The following is a 16618-nucleotide window of genomic DNA, read 5'->3' on the forward strand; positions in this document are numbered from 1 at the left end:
CGAAGTGTAACGTAGCGGCAGGGGTGACGAAGTGGAGTGTTACGTAACGAAGTCATAGCCCCTGAAAAGCAGGGGCTATTATTTTCTACCCGAAAGCGGAGTGTAACGTAGCGGCAGGGGTGACGAAGTGGAGTGTAACGCAACGAAGTCCTCTCACCTGAAAAGCAGGGGCTATTATTTTCTACCCGAAAGCGGAGTGTAACGTAGCGGCAGGGGTGACGAAGTGAAGTGTTACGTAACGAAGTCATAGCCCCTGAAAAGCAGGGGCTATTATTTTCTACCCGAAAGCGAAGTGTAACGTAGCGGCAGGGGTGACGAAGTGAAGAGTAGCGTAACGAAGTCCTCGCACCTGAAAAGCAGGGGCTATTATTTTCTACCCGAAAGCGAAGTGTAACGTAGCGGCAGGGGTGACGAAGTGAAGTGTTACGTAACGAAGTCCTCGCACCTGAAAAGCAGGGGCTATTATTTTCTACCCGAAAGCGGAGTGTAACGTAGCGGCAGGGGTGACGAAGTGAAGTGTTACGTAACGAAGTCCTCGCACCTGAAAAGCAGGAGCTATTAATCAACATAAAAAAACAGGCCGTGTGTCCACTGCCTGCTTTTTAAACTTGTAAAGCTTTATTTACTTCATCACGCACTTCGAAAATATCAAACGGTTTTGTAAAGTAACGAATGGCTCCTAATTCTAACGCTTCTTGCACAACATCCAATTCTCCGTATGCTGTCATCATAAAAACAGGCAGCTTCGGAAACTTCTTTTTTAAACGTCTCAAAATTTCAATACCATCCATTCCTGGAATTTTCATGTCCAGTAAAACACAATCCATCTCTTGTTCGTCTGCATACTTTAATGCCTCTGAACCATTCGCTGCTAAATATGTAATATATCCTTCCTTTTTCAGCACTTCATTTAAAAGTAAACGAATTCCCTGCTGATCATCGACAATTAGTAATCGTTTCACATCGCATTCCGCCCTTTTTAGTTTTATTCTTACACAAAAACTTTCTTTATTATGTATAATTCTCCTTTTTCAGCTTAATACCTTCTAGTATTATAAATTATCTGCTTTTGCTTTCTACCTTTTACCCCCTATAATATGAATAGAGGTGGGAACATGTCAAAAATTCTAACAACACAATTAAGTGGATTATTACAAAGAATTATACAAAATGAAGAAGATGCTATCGAGGAAACAGCAAGGTTATTAGCACAAGCCGCAATCGGCGAAGGAAATGTCTATTTTGCTTGCTTTGGAGAAATGCAGGTTGTGGCATTAAATGCACTTCAAGCAGTCGAACCCTTTAGCAAGTTAGCACCTTGGACTACAGACACAAGCTTAACAGAAGCTGATCGGGTTTGCATTTTTACTCGTAGTGCATATGATGAAGAAGCACTCGTCTTAGCACAAAAATTAAATACGCAATTTATTCCCTTTGCTGCTATAGCTAGTGAAGCAGCTAGTGTAGATAACCCTCTTGCTGATTTAGCCTATACGTATGTTTCTACACGCATTAAAGGCGGTTTAATACCAAATGATCTAGGTCAACGTATTGTTGCACCACATGCACTTGCAGGACTCTTTGTATATGAAGCTGTCAAAATTGCTTATGATGAAATGCTTGGGTTGGATGAAGAAGAATTGTAGTCATCAAATTAAAAAGAGTTGTCTCGTATATCACGAGACAACTCTTTTTGATTATTTAAATGTTGAGCCGATAAAATCGCGGAACAATGGTTGTGGACGATTTGGACGTGACACTAGCTCTGGGTGGAATTGACATGCTACAAAGAAGTTGTTTTCTGGTAGCTCAATAATTTCAACCAATTTGCCATCAGGACTTGTACCTGAGAAGACAAGGCCAGCTGCTTCCATTGCCTCACGATATTCATTGTTAAATTCATAGCGGTGACGATGACGCTCATAAACAAGCTCTTTACCATAGGCTTGGCTAGCTTTTGAACCATCCTTTAATTTACATGGGTATAAACCTAAACGTAAAGTACCACCGATATCTACAGTATCATTTTGATCTGGTAGGAAGTCGATAATTGGATACTCCGTATTTGCATCAAGCTCTGTAGAATGAGCACCTTTTAGGCCAAGTACATTACGTGCAAATTCTACTGTTGCTAATTGCATACCTAAACAAATGCCTAGGAAAGGAACATTATTTTCACGTGCATATTGTGTTGCTAAGATTTTACCTTCAACACCACGATCACCAAAGCCGCCTGGTACTAAAATAGCGTCAGCACCTTTTAATAGCGAGGCCACATTGTTAGCATCAACGTGTTCTGCATTAATCCAGTCAATTTCAATATCAGAATTAAATGCATATCCAGCATGCTTTAATGCCTCAACTACAGAAATGTAAGCATCTTGTAGTTCTACGTATTTCCCTACTAATGCTACCTTTCTTTTATTTGGTAAGTTCTTCACTTTTTCTACAAGGTCACGCCATTCTTCCATATCTGCTTCTGGAGCTTCCATACCAAAATGATCCAAAACGATATCATCTATATCTTGCGCATGTAGGTTTAATGGTACTTCATATAAATGCTCAGCATCACGAGATTCAATAATTTCATGTGGTTGAACATCACAGAATAATGCTAATTTCTCTTTCATCTCTTGTGGTACTTCTTGTTCAGTACGAACTACGATAATATTTGGCTGAATACCTAAAGAGCGTAATTCTTTAACAGAATGCTGTGTAGGTTTTGTTTTAAGTTCACCAGCTGCTTTAATATAAGGAATAAGTGTACAGTGAATATACATTACATTGTTATGCCCTAAATTTGTTTTCATTTGGCGAATGGCTTCTAGGAATGGCAATGATTCAATATCACCTACTGTTCCACCAACCTCTGTGATCACAACATCTGCATTTGTTTCACGACCAGCACGTTGGATACGATCTTTGATTTCGTTTGTAATATGAGGAATTACTTGGACTGTTCCACCATTATAATCTCCACGACGTTCTTTCTGTAATACAGATTGGTAAACACGACCTGAAGTTACTGTAGAATGTTTCCCTAGGTTAATATCAATAAAACGTTCATAGTGTCCTAAGTCTAAATCAGCCTCAGCACCATCATCTGTTACAAAAACCTCACCATGTTGATAAGGACTCATCGTACCTGGGTCAATATTGATATATGGGTCAAATTTTTGAATCGTCACTTCTAACCCACGATTTTTTAATAAACGGCCTAAAGATGCTGCAACAATCCCTTTTCCAAGTGATGATACAACCCCACCTGTTACAAAAATATACTTCGTCATGAATAAATTCCTCCTTATGATGTTCTAAAATATTAGTGCGTTTAGGGGGGATCAGAACCATTTACATTCTAATACCCTAAAAAAAGAAAAGCCGAGAATGTCTACAAAATGTAGTCGATTCGAAGCTGTAATCGGTTCTATCTCTTTTCCACTTTCCTTTAAACCATAAAACTCTAATAACTTTTCAGTCACCGTTTACTATACATCATGAATAATTAAAAACATTTATATTCATATCGGTATTAAAAGTATGGGAGAACTAAAATGATTAAAGTTAAAAACAAAAAAACGCTCCTCCTGCATAGGTTTGCAGGGGGAGCGTATTATATACACGGTCTTTCTCCTTCTTTTAAGGAGCCCAAGTAAAAGATTAAACGTAACCGTGATAGAAGTCAAGATTTTTTGCTTCTAGCTTAAAAGAAAGAAAATTCTAAGTGTACTGTATTAGATCTCTTCCTCTTCTTCCTCAAATTCTTCTTCCTCTTCATCAATAAACTCTTCATCGATTTCTTCATCAATTTCTTCTAGTTCTTCATCGTCAAAGTCGATATCTTCTTTTTCATCATCTTCTTCATCAAGTTCTTCTTCATCAATGAACTCTTCAAAGTCTTCATCAAAGTCGATATCTTCTTCATCTAAGTCTACATCTTCATCAAGATCTTCATCATCAAAGGCAGCTTTAGATTTTTTCTTTTGAGTCTTAACAGAAGGAGCTGTTTCTTCTTCGATTTGCTCAACTTTAAACCATTCACGTAAGCCCCAGCCTGCTTCTTGATTATATAAGAAGCGACCATCAATATTGATATCTGTATAAAATTGTAACAGACGGGATTTCATTTCTGCATCACTATAGCCCACAAGCTCTTGAATTAATTTTAATAAATCATTAAAAGACACTGAGGCACGTTTTTCATTTAAAATTGCATAAGCTAAGTTAATTAACGATTCTTCTGTTAATTGTTCCTTTGTCATTTCACGAAAATTCAATTCGTGCACTTCCTTTCCCTCATCACAATGGACGTTTTAAAATTACATGGTGCTTTATTCTCCAAGCGCAGCAAAAAAGGCCACGCAAAAGGTTCTTTCCATACAATAAGCATAATACCCATTATATACAAAGTTTTAGCCCCTTTGCTAGCTTCAATTACTGTTTTTTATATTACGCATTTTTTTTATTCCAAGATAAAACAAATAGACAGATAATAGTAGTAAAGGAATAGCGCCAATTTGCTTATTATACAGGAAAAAGGCTCCCAATACTAAAGCTAATATAATTATGTAGTGAATAGCTGATTTCATCCTCTACTGCGCCTCCCCTTTTTTTACATTTCTATTATAACGAAAATAAAAAGAAGTGCCTAATCTTAAGACTAGACACTAGAAATTAGAGAAGCATGATACTTGAATAGAAAACAAGAAGTTTTGATCAACCTTGCTTACATATTACGACGATATTGTCCGCCAACTTCATATAAAGCTTTTGTAATTTGTCCTAAACTTGCTACTTTTACTGACTCCATCAGCTCAGCAAAAATATTACCATTATTGACAGCCACTTCTTGTAGACGTGCAATCGCAGCTTCACTTTCCTCTTCATGGGCTTTCCAAAAAGCTTGTAAATTACGAATTTGTGTCTCTTTTTCTTCTGTCGATGCACGTGCGATTTCCATATTATCTATATCAGCATCTGAAGGTGGATTTGGGTTCAAGTAAGTATTAACACCAATGATTGGTAACTCCCCTGAATGTTTTAACATTTCGTAGTACATAGATTCTTCTTGAATTTTACCACGTTGGTATTGTGTTTCCATAGCACCTAACACACCGCCACGATCATTAATACGATCAAACTCTTCAAGAACCGCTTCTTCCACAAGATCTGTTAATTCTTCAACAATAAACGCGCCTTGTAGTGGGTTTTCATTTTTTGCTAAACCATGCTCTTTTGTAATAATCATTTGAATTGCCATAGCACGTCTTACAGATTCCTCCGTAGGTGTAGTAATGGCCTCATCGTAGGCGTTTGTATGCAATGAATTACAGTTATCTTGTAATGCCATTAAAGCCTGTAATGTTGTACGAATATCATTAAAATCAATCTCTTGTGCGTGTAAACTACGCCCAGACGTTTGAATGTGATACTTTAGCTTTTGAGCGCGCTCATTAGCACCGTATTTATCACGCATTACAATAGCCCAAATACGTCGTGCCACACGGCCGATTACTGTATACTCTGGATCTAGTCCATTTGAGAAGAAGAATGATAAATTTGGTGCAAAGTCATTGATATTCATGCCACGACTTAAATAATACTCTACATACGTAAAGCCATTAGCTAAGGTGAAGGCTAATTGGGAAATAGGGTTTGCTCCAGCTTCCGCAATATGATAACCAGAAATGGAAACAGAATAATAGTTACGTACTTTATGGTCTATAAAGTATTGCTGAATATCGCCCATCATACGCAAAGCAAACTCTGTTGAGAAAATGCATGTATTCTGGCCCTGATCTTCTTTTAAAATATCAGCTTGTACTGTTCCACGTACGACTTGCAATGTTTTTTCACGTGTCTCGGTAAACTCTTCAACTGTCAAAGTTCGTCCTAGCTCTTGCTCACGTAATTGAACTTGTTGATCGATTGCTGTATTCATAAACATTGCTAAAATAATAGGTGCTGGTCCATTAATAGTCATTGATACAGATGTAGACGGTGCACATAAATCAAAGCCTGCGTAAAGTTTTTTCATATCTTCTAGTGTACAGATCGATACACCTGATTCTCCAACCTTACCGTAAATATCTGGACGGTAATCTGGGTCTTCCCCATACAAGGTTACAGAATCAAAAGCTGTAGATAAACGTTTTGCATCATCATCTTTTGATAAATAATGGAATCGTTTATTTGTACGTTCTGGTGTTCCCTCGCCAGCAAATTGACGCTTCGGATCTTCACCCTCACGTTTGAATTGGAATACACCCGCCGTATATGGGAATTCGCCAGGAACATTTTCTTTATAAACCCAACGCAAGATTTCCCCATAGTCTTCAAACTTCGGTAATGCTACTTTTGGAATTTTCGTGCCAGAAAGACTAGTTGTTTTTAAGATGGTACGAATTTCTTTATCGCGAACTTTAGTCACAAACTCATCGCCAGCATACGCTTCTTTTAATGCCTGCCAATTATCCAATATACGCTTGGATTCTGCTGTTAATTCATCTCTAACACCTTCTGCTAAAGAAGTAAGCGATGCCACAAGTACATCATCTGGAGCTTTTTCTTGGACAGCTGCAATTGCACCTTCTAATTGGAATAGTCGACGAGCAAATGCCACCTGCTGCTCAGTTTTTTTATGATAGCCACGGACAGTGTCCGTAATCTCACGTAAATAATAACGGCGATCGTTTGGAATGATAACATCTTGCTTTTGCGTTTTCGCAAATTGCTCATAGCTTGTTTCCCAATTAAAACCTGTTTTTTCGTTAATTATTTTAACGAGGGCGGCGAATAACGCATTTGTGCCTTTGTCATTAAATTGGCTAGCTATTGTACCGTAGACTGGCATGTTATCAAGTGATTCATCCCAAAGCTCACGGGAACGTTGATATTGTTTTTGTACTTGTCGAAGGGCGTCCTCTGAGCCTTTTCGCTCAAATTTATTGATCGCAATAACATCTGCAAAGTCAATCATATCAATTTTCTCAAGTTGTGTAGGTGCACCGAATTCACTTGTCATGACATACATAGATAGATCCGTGTATTTAGTAATTTCGGCATCACCTTGACCGATTCCACTTGTTTCTACGATGATTAAGTCATAACCTGCTACACGTACTACATCTAGCACATCACCAATTGATGCAGATAATTCTGTACGTGAGCCACGTGTTGCTAAACTACGCATATAAACACGGTTATTAAAAATAGCGTTCATGCGAATACGATCCCCAAGCAATGCTCCACCCGTTTTTTGCTTTGTTGGATCGACTGATAGAATGGCTACACGTTTATCTGGGAATTCTTTTAGGAAGCGGCGAATCAGTTCATCCGTTAAGGATGATTTCCCTGCACCACCTGTTCCCGTAATCCCCATTACTGGCGTACCTTTTGAAAGCTTTCTTGCCTCTGCTAGCATTTCTTTCGTAGCTTCATCGTCATTTGACTCAGCTGCTGTTATTAGATTGGCTAAAATTTCAGGCGTCTCTGTCGTTAAAGACTTTAATTTCTCTAAATAATTACCTGTTGCAGTAGGAAAATCTGTACCTTTAATTTGTTCATTAATCATTCCCTGTAGCCCTAAAACACGGCCATCCTCTGGTGAGAATATCCCTGCAATGCCATACGTATGAAGCTCTTTAATTTCACGAGGTAAAATAACTCCTCCACCACCGCCATAAATTTTAATATGTGGTGCTCCTTTTTCACGCAGTAAATCATACATATATTTAAAGTATTCCATATGTCCGCCTTGATAAGAAGAAACCGCAATCCCTTGTGCATCTTCTTGTATCGCAGCATTCACGACTTCTTCAACAGAACGATTATGACCTAAATGGATTACTTCTACACCGCTCGATTGTAAAATGCGTCGCATAATATTGACTGAAGCATCATGTCCATCAAAAAGACTCGATGCTGTCACAAAACGTACGTGATTTTTTGGACGATATACTTCTACCTTTGTCATATGAAATCCCCACTTTCTCCCCTTATTGAATAAAAAAAGCCGGCATTGCAATATCGCTATATGCAATTGCCGACAAACCCCTTACAAATATTAAAACCCCTTTATGCCTGAAATGAACAAGGTGATTTGCATGTCAATGAATTCGTCTATTGAATGCTGACGATGTAAAGCCCATTTGCGAAACGCCCAGCTTTGTCCTGAAACAACTAAGTTATTGGCTGCTAAATGGATTTGCTTCTCTGTCATAGTTAGTTCGCCAGACTGGACACATCGCTGTAACAAGCGTTCAAATGTGGCAACCATTTCAAACTCTTTACTAAAAACATAGCGTTGTGCTTCTTTTGACAATGATTTTGTTTCTTGATACATGATTGTTAGCTCATCAACCATACTATCGATTTGCAGGAAGTATTCCCGAATCATTTCTTTTAACTCATCAATAGTTCCTGCTTTAATCTCATAACTTGAAAGACGCTCCATTGCATGGTGATAGATACTGTCACAAACAAGGTATAGAACATCTTCCTTCGTTCGGATGTATTCATACAAAGTACCGATACTAAAGCCAGCAGCTTTTGCAATTTCTCTCGTCGTGGCACGGTGAAAGCCTTTTTCTTTAAATAGCTTAATAGCTCCTTGAATCATTTGTTCACGACGAATGGCGATTAGATTTTCATCTTTTACGGTTGACTGTACTTGGGGCCTTTTATCTTTATCAGTCATCAATTATTTCGTTAGCATACGCGAGATAACAAGACGTTGAATCTCCTGCGTACCTTCGTAAATTTGTGTAATTTTAGCATCACGCATAAAGCGCTCTACAGGGTAATCTTTTGTATAACCATAGCCACCAAAAACTTGAACCGCCTCTGTCGTTACACTCATTGCTGTATCGCCAGCCATTAATTTCGCCATTGCAGATGCCTTACCATATGGTAGGTTATTAGATTCTAACCATGCCGCTTGGTATGTAAGAAGTCGAGAAGCCTCAATTTGAGTTGCCATATCGGCTAATTTAAAGGAAATGCCTTGATTTGCAGTGATCGGTTTACCAAATTGCACACGTTCTTTGGCATAGTCAACTGCTGCATCGAGTGCTCCTTGTGCAATTCCTACTGCTTGAGCCGCAATACCATTACGTCCACCATCTAGTGTCGTCATGGCAATCTTAAAGCCTTCCCCTTCAGCCCCTAATAGATTTTCCTTTGGAACACGACAGTTATCAAAAATAATCTCTGTTGTTGGAGATGAACGAATTCCTAATTTCTTTTCTTTCTTCCCTACAGAGAAACCTTCAAATCCAGCTTCCACGATAAATGCGGATGTGCCATGTTTTGCTTCAGGATCTGTTACTGCAAATACAATATATGTATCTGCTACTCCACCGTTCGTAATAAAGATTTTTGAGCCATTTAAAATATAATCATCGCCATCACGTTTTGCATAAGTTTTCATGCCACCCGCATCAGAGCCAGAGCCAGGTTCTGTTAAACCATATGCACCAATATGTTTGCCTTCAGCCATTGGACGAAGGTATTTTTGTTTTTGTTCTTCTGTACCGAACTTGTAAAGTGGCCAACCTGCCAGTGAAGTATGTGCAGATAAAGTTACACCAGTCGAAGCACAAACACGTGAAAGTTCCTCAACAGCTATGACATATGCAAGGTAATCAAATCCTGCACCACCATATTCCTCAGGCCATGGAATACCAGTAAGCCCAAGCTCCGCCATTTTGTCGAAAATCGCACGGTCAAATTCTTCATTTTCGTCACGTTCAGCAGCTGTTGGCGCCACTTCATTTATAGCAAAATCACGAATCATTTCACGTAATTGTTCATGCTCTTCTGTTAACTGAAAGTTCATTGTCCATTTCCCCTTTTTAGTTAGACTCTGTTTTGTGTTACCTGATTATTGTTAGGTTGGATTGAGCGGGTTTGCCTTATTTCAGAGCAGTTCTACACCCTTTATAAACGTTTTTCCCTCACTCTTGAACGGTTTCCATCACTTTGTACCATTCGCAATATCAGGCTTTATTTCAGTAAATGTTTACTAATGACTAGTCGTTGAATTTCACTTGTACCTTCATAGATTTCTGTCACCTTTGCATCGCGGAAATAGCGCTCTACTGGATAATCTTCCGTATAGCCGTAGCCGCCAAATATTTGAACAGCCTCTATTGCCGTTTGTACCGCTGTTCGTGATGAGAAAAGTTTAGCCATTGAAGCTTCTGCTCCACATGGTAAACCTTTTGCACGTAAATCGGCTGCACGATAGACTAACAGTTTTGCAGATTCAACAGCCGTTGCCATATCCGCAAGCTTAAAGCCAATACCTTGTTGTGCGGCAATCGGCTTACCAAATTGAATGCGTTCTTTAGCATAAGCAGTAGACGCCTCTAGTGCCGCCTCAGCAATTCCTAACGCCTGTGCCGCAATGCCGATTCGTCCAACATCTAAATTGGCCATCGCAATTTTAAAGCCTTCTCCCTCTTCCCCAAGTAGGTTGTCGGCTGGAATGCGACAATTATCGAATGTCAGCTGAACTGTACGTGAGCCGTGTAAGCCCATCTTATGCTCATCTTTTCCGATGATTAAACCAGGTGTTCCCTTTTCAACAATAAATGCTGAGATACCCTTTGTTTTTTCAGCTGGGTTAGTAGATGCGAATACAATATAGACATCAGCTTCTCCACCATTTGTAATAAATACTTTGGAGCCGTTAATCACATATTCATCGCCATCACGCACTGCCTTTGACTGTAAAGAGCCAGCGTCTGAGCCTGCACTTGGTTCTGTTAAACAAAATGCACCTAAATATTCGCCTGTTGCAAGCTTTGGTACATACCGTTTCTTTTGTTCTCCATTCCCAAAGTAAATAATTGGATTCGTTCCAACTGAAGTATGGACGGATAAAATAACACCCATTACAGCGCTTACTTTTGATAGTTCATTAATCGCAATAATATAAGATGTAAAATCCATACCAGAGCCACCTAAGTCTTCTGGAGTCGTAATCCCCATTAAGCCAAGTTCACCCATTTGCTGTAGAAGCTCACGTGGAAATTCTCCCGCTTCCATTCGCTCCACCCATGGTTGAATTTTTTCCTGAGCAAATTGACGAACCATATCGCGCATCATAATTTGCTCATCTGTAAATTGCAAATGCATCTATAATGTCACCCCTCTAAGTTGTCCCGAAACATCTAAATAACCCCATCCCCATAGGATTATTCGTAAACGTAAAAGCCTCTTCCTGATTTCTTACCTAGCCATCCAGCCGCAACGTATTTACGTAGCAGTGGACAAGGGCGATATTTACTGTCTCCAAGACCCTCATGTAAAATTTCCATGATGTAAAGACAAGTATCTAAACCAATAAAGTCTGCCAATGTTAATGGCCCCATCGGATGGTTCATACCAAGCTTCATCACATCATCAATTGCTTCTTTTGTCGCTACACCTTCGTAAAGTGCGTAAATCGCTTCATTAATCATTGGTAGTAGGATTCGGTTTGAAATAAACCCTGGGAAATCATTCACTTCTACAGGTGTTTTCGATAATTTAACCGTCATCTCTTCAACAGCTTTGTACACTTCATCTGTTGTTGCTAAGCCTCGAATGATTTCGACAAGTTTCATAACTGGTACAGGATTCATAAAATGCATACCAATTACTTGCTCTGGACGCTTTGTTACTGCTGCAATTTCTGTAATAGGCAGTGAAGATGTATTCGTAGCTAAAATAGCATGTGCTGGCGCAATGCCATCAAGTTGCTTAAAGATGGATTGCTTAATTTCCATATTTTCCACAGCTGCTTCAATGATAATATCTACATCACTAGCATCTTGTAAATCTAGCGACATACTAATTCGACTTAGAACAGCAGCCTTCTCATCTTCTGTTTTACGACCCTTTTCTACATCACGTGATAAATTTTTCGTAATAACCCCTAATCCACGCTCGAAAAATTCTTGTTTGATATCGTTCAATTTCACATCAAAGCCTGCTTGTGCACAAACTTGGGCAATACCAGAGCCCATTTGCCCTGCACCAATGACCATTACCTTTTGAATTCCCATTAGTTCAGTCCCCCTGTTTTTGGTACTTCAATCATAATTGCATCACCTTGGCCGCCGCCTGAACAAATTGCGGCAATGCCAATGCCACCGCCACGACGCTTCAATTCCTGTGCAAGTGTTAATATTATACGTGCACCAGATGCCCCAATCGGATGACCTAAAGCAACTGCACCGCCATTAACATTCACTTTTTCTGCATCTAAATCTGCCAACTGCTTGCTGACTAAAGCTACCGCTGCAAAGGCTTCATTGATTTCAATTAAATCAATATCTGCTAATGATTTGTTAGTCTTTTTCAGTAATTTATTAATAACAAGACCTGGTGTTTGCGGGAAGTTTTCTGGCTCAAGCGCAAGTTCTTCGTGACCAATGATTATTGCCAATGGTTCTCTACCTTCACGTTTTGCACGTTCTTCACTCATAACGACAAGTGCACATGCACCGTCGTTAACCCCAGGTGCATTACCTGCTGTAATCGTGCCATCCTTGTCAAAGGCTGGTTTTAGCTTCGCCAGTACTTCCAAAGACGTCCCTGCTCTTGGTGCCTCATCTGTATCTACAATAAGTGGTGCACCTTTTCGTTGAGGAATCTCCACTGGTACGATTTCTTCAGCAAAGTAACCTTTTTCAATTGCGGCTAACGCGCGTTCATGACTGCGTACTGACCAAGTGTCCTGTTCTTCTCGGCTTAGCGAGAACTCTTTAGCTGTTGCATTACCATAGCTACCCATATGTGGTCTTGCTTTATCGAAAGCACATGTTAAGCCGTCATATAGCATGCCATCTACCATTGTAGAATCTCCCATACGCAAACCATTTCGACCATTCAGAAGATAATATGGTGCATTGGACATAGATTCCATGCCACCTGCAATAATCACTTCTTCGTCCCCTAAACGAATCAATTGATCTGCTAATGACACCGCACGCATCCCTGAAGCACAAACTTTATTGATTGTTTCTGTTTTTACTGCTGTTGGTAAATTGGCCTTCAGCGCAGCCTGTCGAGAAGGAATTTGCCCCTGTCCCCCTTGTAAAACAGAACCTAAAATTACCTCATCCACTTGCTCAGGTGCAAGATTTGCCTTCTCTAATGCCCCTTTAATGGCAATCGCACCTAAATCACTTGCATGTAATGCTGATAATGAACCTCCAAATTTACCAAACGCAGTTCTTGCTCCTGCTAAAATTACAGCTCTATTCAAGTAAAACACCCCTTTTGTTTTACATTCTCGATGAAGATGCAAAGCATTATTGACTGAACGCTCGCTCGACTTCTATCGAGGAAAAATGGGAGTTTACTATCTCAACTCCCATTCCCATTTAATCTTATTCTACAAAACAATTTTTTATTGTGCAATTTATATTTTTCAGATAACTAAAATATTTCTGCAATAGCAATCATTTTTCTGCGTTCGCTTCCGTATTCTCGTCTTGTTGAACATTTTCTATAGACGCTACCACTTCTTCGTATGTTTCTTCTGTTTCTTCGGAAGAAGGATTAACTGCCTTTACTTTTTCACCGAACACAGAACGTTCTAGTAATTCTGCAACATCAAATGTTCCAATAGAGTCTTCAACCTCTTTAGCCTTTGTACCATCCTCTAGCATTGTTAGGCAGTAAGGACAGCCTGATGAAATAACTGATGCATTTGTTGCAAGAGCCTGTTCTGTTCGCGCTACGTTAATGCGATTTCCTACATGCTCTTCCATCCACATTAATCCACCACCAGCTCCACAGCACATCGCTGTTTCGCGGTTACGTTCCATTTCAACAAGCTTCACGCCAGGGATTCCTCGAAGGATCTCACGTGGGGCATCGTACACATCATTGTAGCGGCCTAAATAACAGGAATCATGGAAAACAATCGTTTCATGAACCTCATAGTTTAGCGCTAGACGATTGTCCTCAATCAACTGATTTAATAACTCAGTGTGATGATACACTTCACCTTTCCAGCCAAAGTCTTGATATTCATTTTTAAAGATATTGTAGGCATGAGGATCGATTGTTACAATTTTCTTCACGTCATTTTTCTCAAACTCATCAATATTTGCTGTAGCTAGCTCTTGGAATAAGAATTCATTCCCTAAACGACGAGGTGTGTCCCCAGAGTTTTTCTCTTTATTACCTAAGATTGCAAACTTCACACCAGCCTCGTTTAATAGACGACAGAATGCTAAAGCGATTTTTTGAGAGCGGTTGTCGAAAGCTCCCATCGAACCAACCCAGAATAAATACTCCATTTCCTCGCCAGATTTTTTCAGCTCTTTTACAGTTGGAATTTGGATTGTTGGATCTAGATCACGCCAATTTTCTTTTTCTTTGCGGTTTAGGCCCCAAGGATTACCTTGTCGTTCGATATTCGTCATTGCACGTTGAGCATCAGGATTTACTTTCCCTTCAGTCATTGTTAGATAACGACGTAGATCAATAATTTTATCAACATGCTCATTCATTACAGGGCATTGATCCTCACAGTTACGACATGTCGTACAAGCCCAGATTTCCTCTTCTGTAATGACATCGCCAATTAAAGATGGGCTGTAAATATCCTCAATTACAGCACCTTCAGCACCAGCTGCAATTGCAAGCTGGTTACCCTTTGTATTGGCAAAGAATTGATAAGGCACCCATGGTTTTTGTTTTGTTACGACTGCGCCCGTAAATGTTAAATGGTCACGCAATTTTACGATTAAATCCATAGGAGACAGCATTTTTCCTGTTCCTGTTGCTGGACACATGTTTGTACAACGTCCGCATTCTACACAAGAATATAGATCAAGCATTTGCTTTTGTGTGAAGTCCTGTATGCGTCCTACCCCAATAGAAGGCATATCCTCTTCGCTTTCAGCATTTTCTCCAGCTTCTTCCAAGGCCTCAAAATCAATTGGTGTTAATGTACCCGTACGATCTAAACGATTCATGTAAACATTAAGTGGACTGACAATTAAGTGGAAATGTTTAGACTGCGGTACGTATACAAGGAATGTTAATAGAATTAAAAGGTGTGCCCACCACATTACATAAAACACACCAGCGGCAACTGATGTTGGTAGGAAGCCAAAAATAGCAGCAATACTTGAAGCAACTGGCTCCGTATAAGTTAATCCCTCACCATGCCAAATTAATCCCATACCGTTAGCGATTAATGTAGATACCATTAACCCACCAATGAAAATTAATACAAGGCCATTTTTCCATCCTCGTTTTAGACGCACTAGCTTTTCAACATAGCGGCGGTAAAATGCCCACACTACCGCGACTAAAATCATTAAAACCACCAGTTCTTGGAAGAATGTAAAGACACCATAGAAAATGCCTAGTGGCAGATGTGACTCTGGTGCTAGTCCTTTCCAAATTAAATCAATGGCCCCTAACTGTACCATCAAAAATCCATAGAAAAACATAACATGTATTAAACCACTCTTTGGATCCTTTAATAGCTTATTTTGACCAAATACATTGACCATAATATAACGAAGTCGTTCTTTAACACTTTCATCAAACTCAACCTTTTTCCCCAATTGCACATACTTATAGCGTGTTTTCAACAGGTAGAAGAACAATCCTACTGCATAAAGCACAACCACGACTGTTAAGACAATGTTAGCAATTAATAATGGACTCATGGTTGGTCCCCCCTTTAGTTTGTCGTAATTTTCTCTCTTTGTGACGAATTTGCTAGTTCAAACAGAAATGTACTTAACTTTATCATTATATTCCTATTCTAATAAATGAGTGAGCATTCAGTCAACATAAAACGGAAATATTTCTGATAATTTTATATTCTTACATTTTACAAGAAAAAAAGCCACCCTGAATTTTTCAAAGTAGCAATTTTTACTTTCCTTAACTATTATACTTAGGGGGATGTCGCATATTCAGTAGACTTTTGAACATCTGCTAAATTGCATACAAACCTATACCGCCCCGTAGCTTAACATCTGGAAATTCATTTTTTGTACAAAAACATTTTTTAAATCAAACTTTATTTTTTAAAAACATTTCCACTGCGAATATATTCAACATCTGCTACGTTTAAGCGAGCATTTACAACACGTGCAGCTGCAAATAAATAATCCGATAAGCGATTTAAATATTTTTGTACAACCTTTGGTACATCTTCAACTTCTTTCATAAGTGTCACCATTTCACGCTCTGCTCGGCGTGCAACCGTGCGTGCAATGTGTAAAGTTGCCGCTGCTGGTGCACCTCCTGGTAAAATAAAACGTTGTAAAGGTGGCGCTTCGTCTGATAAAGCATCTATACGAGCTTCAAGTACTTCAATCGGTTGCTCTGTTAATTTATAATGACGTTCTTTCATCACATTAGCAAGGTCTCCACCAGCATCGAACAACTCATGCTGAATTGTCTCTAGGTCTGTTAAAATATCCTTGAAAAGCGCTTGATCTAATTCACTTACGGCCTTCCCAATAAAGGAATTTAATTCATCAATTGCCCCATATGTTTCCACACGTAAACTATCTTTATCAACCCGTCCTCCAATAAGACTTGTTTGCCCCGTATCGCCTGTTTTCGTGTAAAGCTTCATTTCTCTCAT

The 16618-nt window shown here is 39.3% G+C and carries 12 protein-coding genes; 1 reads left to right on the forward strand and 11 read right to left on the reverse strand.

Annotated elements, in window-relative coordinates; genetic code table 11:
* Positions 1 to 602: 602 nt before the first annotated feature.
* On the reverse strand, positions 603 to 962 hold the full coding sequence (locus tag VK91_RS14300; RefSeq protein WP_004269444.1) for a response regulator: 360 nt from the start codon (positions 960 to 962) through the stop codon (positions 603 to 605).
* Positions 963 to 1115: 153 nt separating this feature from the next.
* On the opposite strand from VK91_RS14300, the gene VK91_RS14305 reads away from it, so the two are divergent.
* Entirely contained in the window at positions 1116 to 1646 is a 531-nt protein-coding gene (locus tag VK91_RS14305) for a DUF2529 family protein (protein ID WP_048393727.1), read from the forward strand.
* A 51-nt stretch (positions 1647 to 1697) separates the two neighbouring features.
* On the opposite strand, the gene VK91_RS14310 is transcribed toward VK91_RS14305, so the two are convergent.
* From VK91_RS14310 to VK91_RS14355, 10 genes are all read right to left on the reverse strand, one after another.
* Entirely contained in the window at positions 1698 to 3290 is a 1593-nt protein-coding gene (locus VK91_RS14310) for a CTP synthase (protein WP_048393729.1), read from the reverse strand.
* 444 nt (positions 3291 to 3734) lie between these two features.
* A complete protein-coding gene (gene rpoE / locus VK91_RS14315) occupies positions 3735 to 4277 on the reverse strand; it encodes a DNA-directed RNA polymerase subunit delta (protein WP_103117419.1) in 543 nt (180 codons plus the stop codon).
* 449 nt (positions 4278 to 4726) lie between these two features.
* Positions 4727 to 7975 (reverse strand): fused isobutyryl-CoA mutase/GTPase IcmF, encoded by a 3249-nt coding sequence (gene icmF, locus VK91_RS14320; protein ID WP_048393735.1) that lies wholly within the window; start codon positions 7973 to 7975, stop codon positions 4727 to 4729.
* A gap of 90 nt (positions 7976 to 8065) precedes the next feature.
* On the reverse strand, positions 8066 to 8698 hold the full coding sequence (locus VK91_RS14325) for a TetR/AcrR family transcriptional regulator (RefSeq protein ID WP_048393737.1): 633 nt from the start codon (positions 8696 to 8698) through the stop codon (positions 8066 to 8068).
* A gap of 3 nt (positions 8699 to 8701) precedes the next feature.
* Positions 8702 to 9838: an acyl-CoA dehydrogenase gene (locus tag VK91_RS14330; protein WP_016993589.1), complete on the reverse strand. Its 1137-nt coding sequence runs from the start codon at positions 9836 to 9838 to the stop codon at positions 8702 to 8704.
* A gap of 167 nt (positions 9839 to 10005) precedes the next feature.
* The gene (locus VK91_RS14335) at positions 10006 to 11142 is read right to left on the reverse strand and encodes an acyl-CoA dehydrogenase (protein WP_048393739.1); all 1137 of its coding nucleotides are present in this window, start codon (positions 11140 to 11142) and stop codon (positions 10006 to 10008) included.
* A gap of 59 nt (positions 11143 to 11201) precedes the next feature.
* Positions 11202 to 12053 carry a 3-hydroxybutyryl-CoA dehydrogenase gene (locus tag VK91_RS14340; RefSeq protein ID WP_004269435.1) on the reverse strand — a complete coding sequence of 284 codons (852 nt, stop codon included), beginning with the start codon at positions 12051 to 12053 and terminating at the stop codon, positions 11202 to 11204.
* Complete coding sequence (locus VK91_RS14345; RefSeq protein ID WP_048393741.1) at positions 12053 to 13258, reverse strand: acetyl-CoA C-acetyltransferase; 1206 nt, start codon at positions 13256 to 13258, stop codon at positions 12053 to 12055. The genes VK91_RS14340 and VK91_RS14345 overlap by 1 nt, the downstream gene beginning before the upstream one ends.
* A gap of 196 nt (positions 13259 to 13454) precedes the next feature.
* Positions 13455 to 15686 carry a heterodisulfide reductase-related iron-sulfur binding cluster gene (locus VK91_RS14350; protein ID WP_048393743.1) on the reverse strand — a complete coding sequence of 744 codons (2232 nt, stop codon included), beginning with the start codon at positions 15684 to 15686 and terminating at the stop codon, positions 13455 to 13457.
* A 359-nt stretch (positions 15687 to 16045) separates the two neighbouring features.
* The gene (locus VK91_RS14355) at positions 16046 to 16609 is read right to left on the reverse strand and encodes a cob(I)yrinic acid a,c-diamide adenosyltransferase (protein WP_048393745.1); all 564 of its coding nucleotides are present in this window, start codon (positions 16607 to 16609) and stop codon (positions 16046 to 16048) included.
* Positions 16610 to 16618 lie beyond the last annotated feature (9 nt).

Source organism: Lysinibacillus sp. LK3 (assembly GCF_001043675.1).
Taxonomy (GTDB): Bacteria; Bacillota; Bacilli; order Bacillales_A; family Planococcaceae; genus Lysinibacillus; species Lysinibacillus capsici.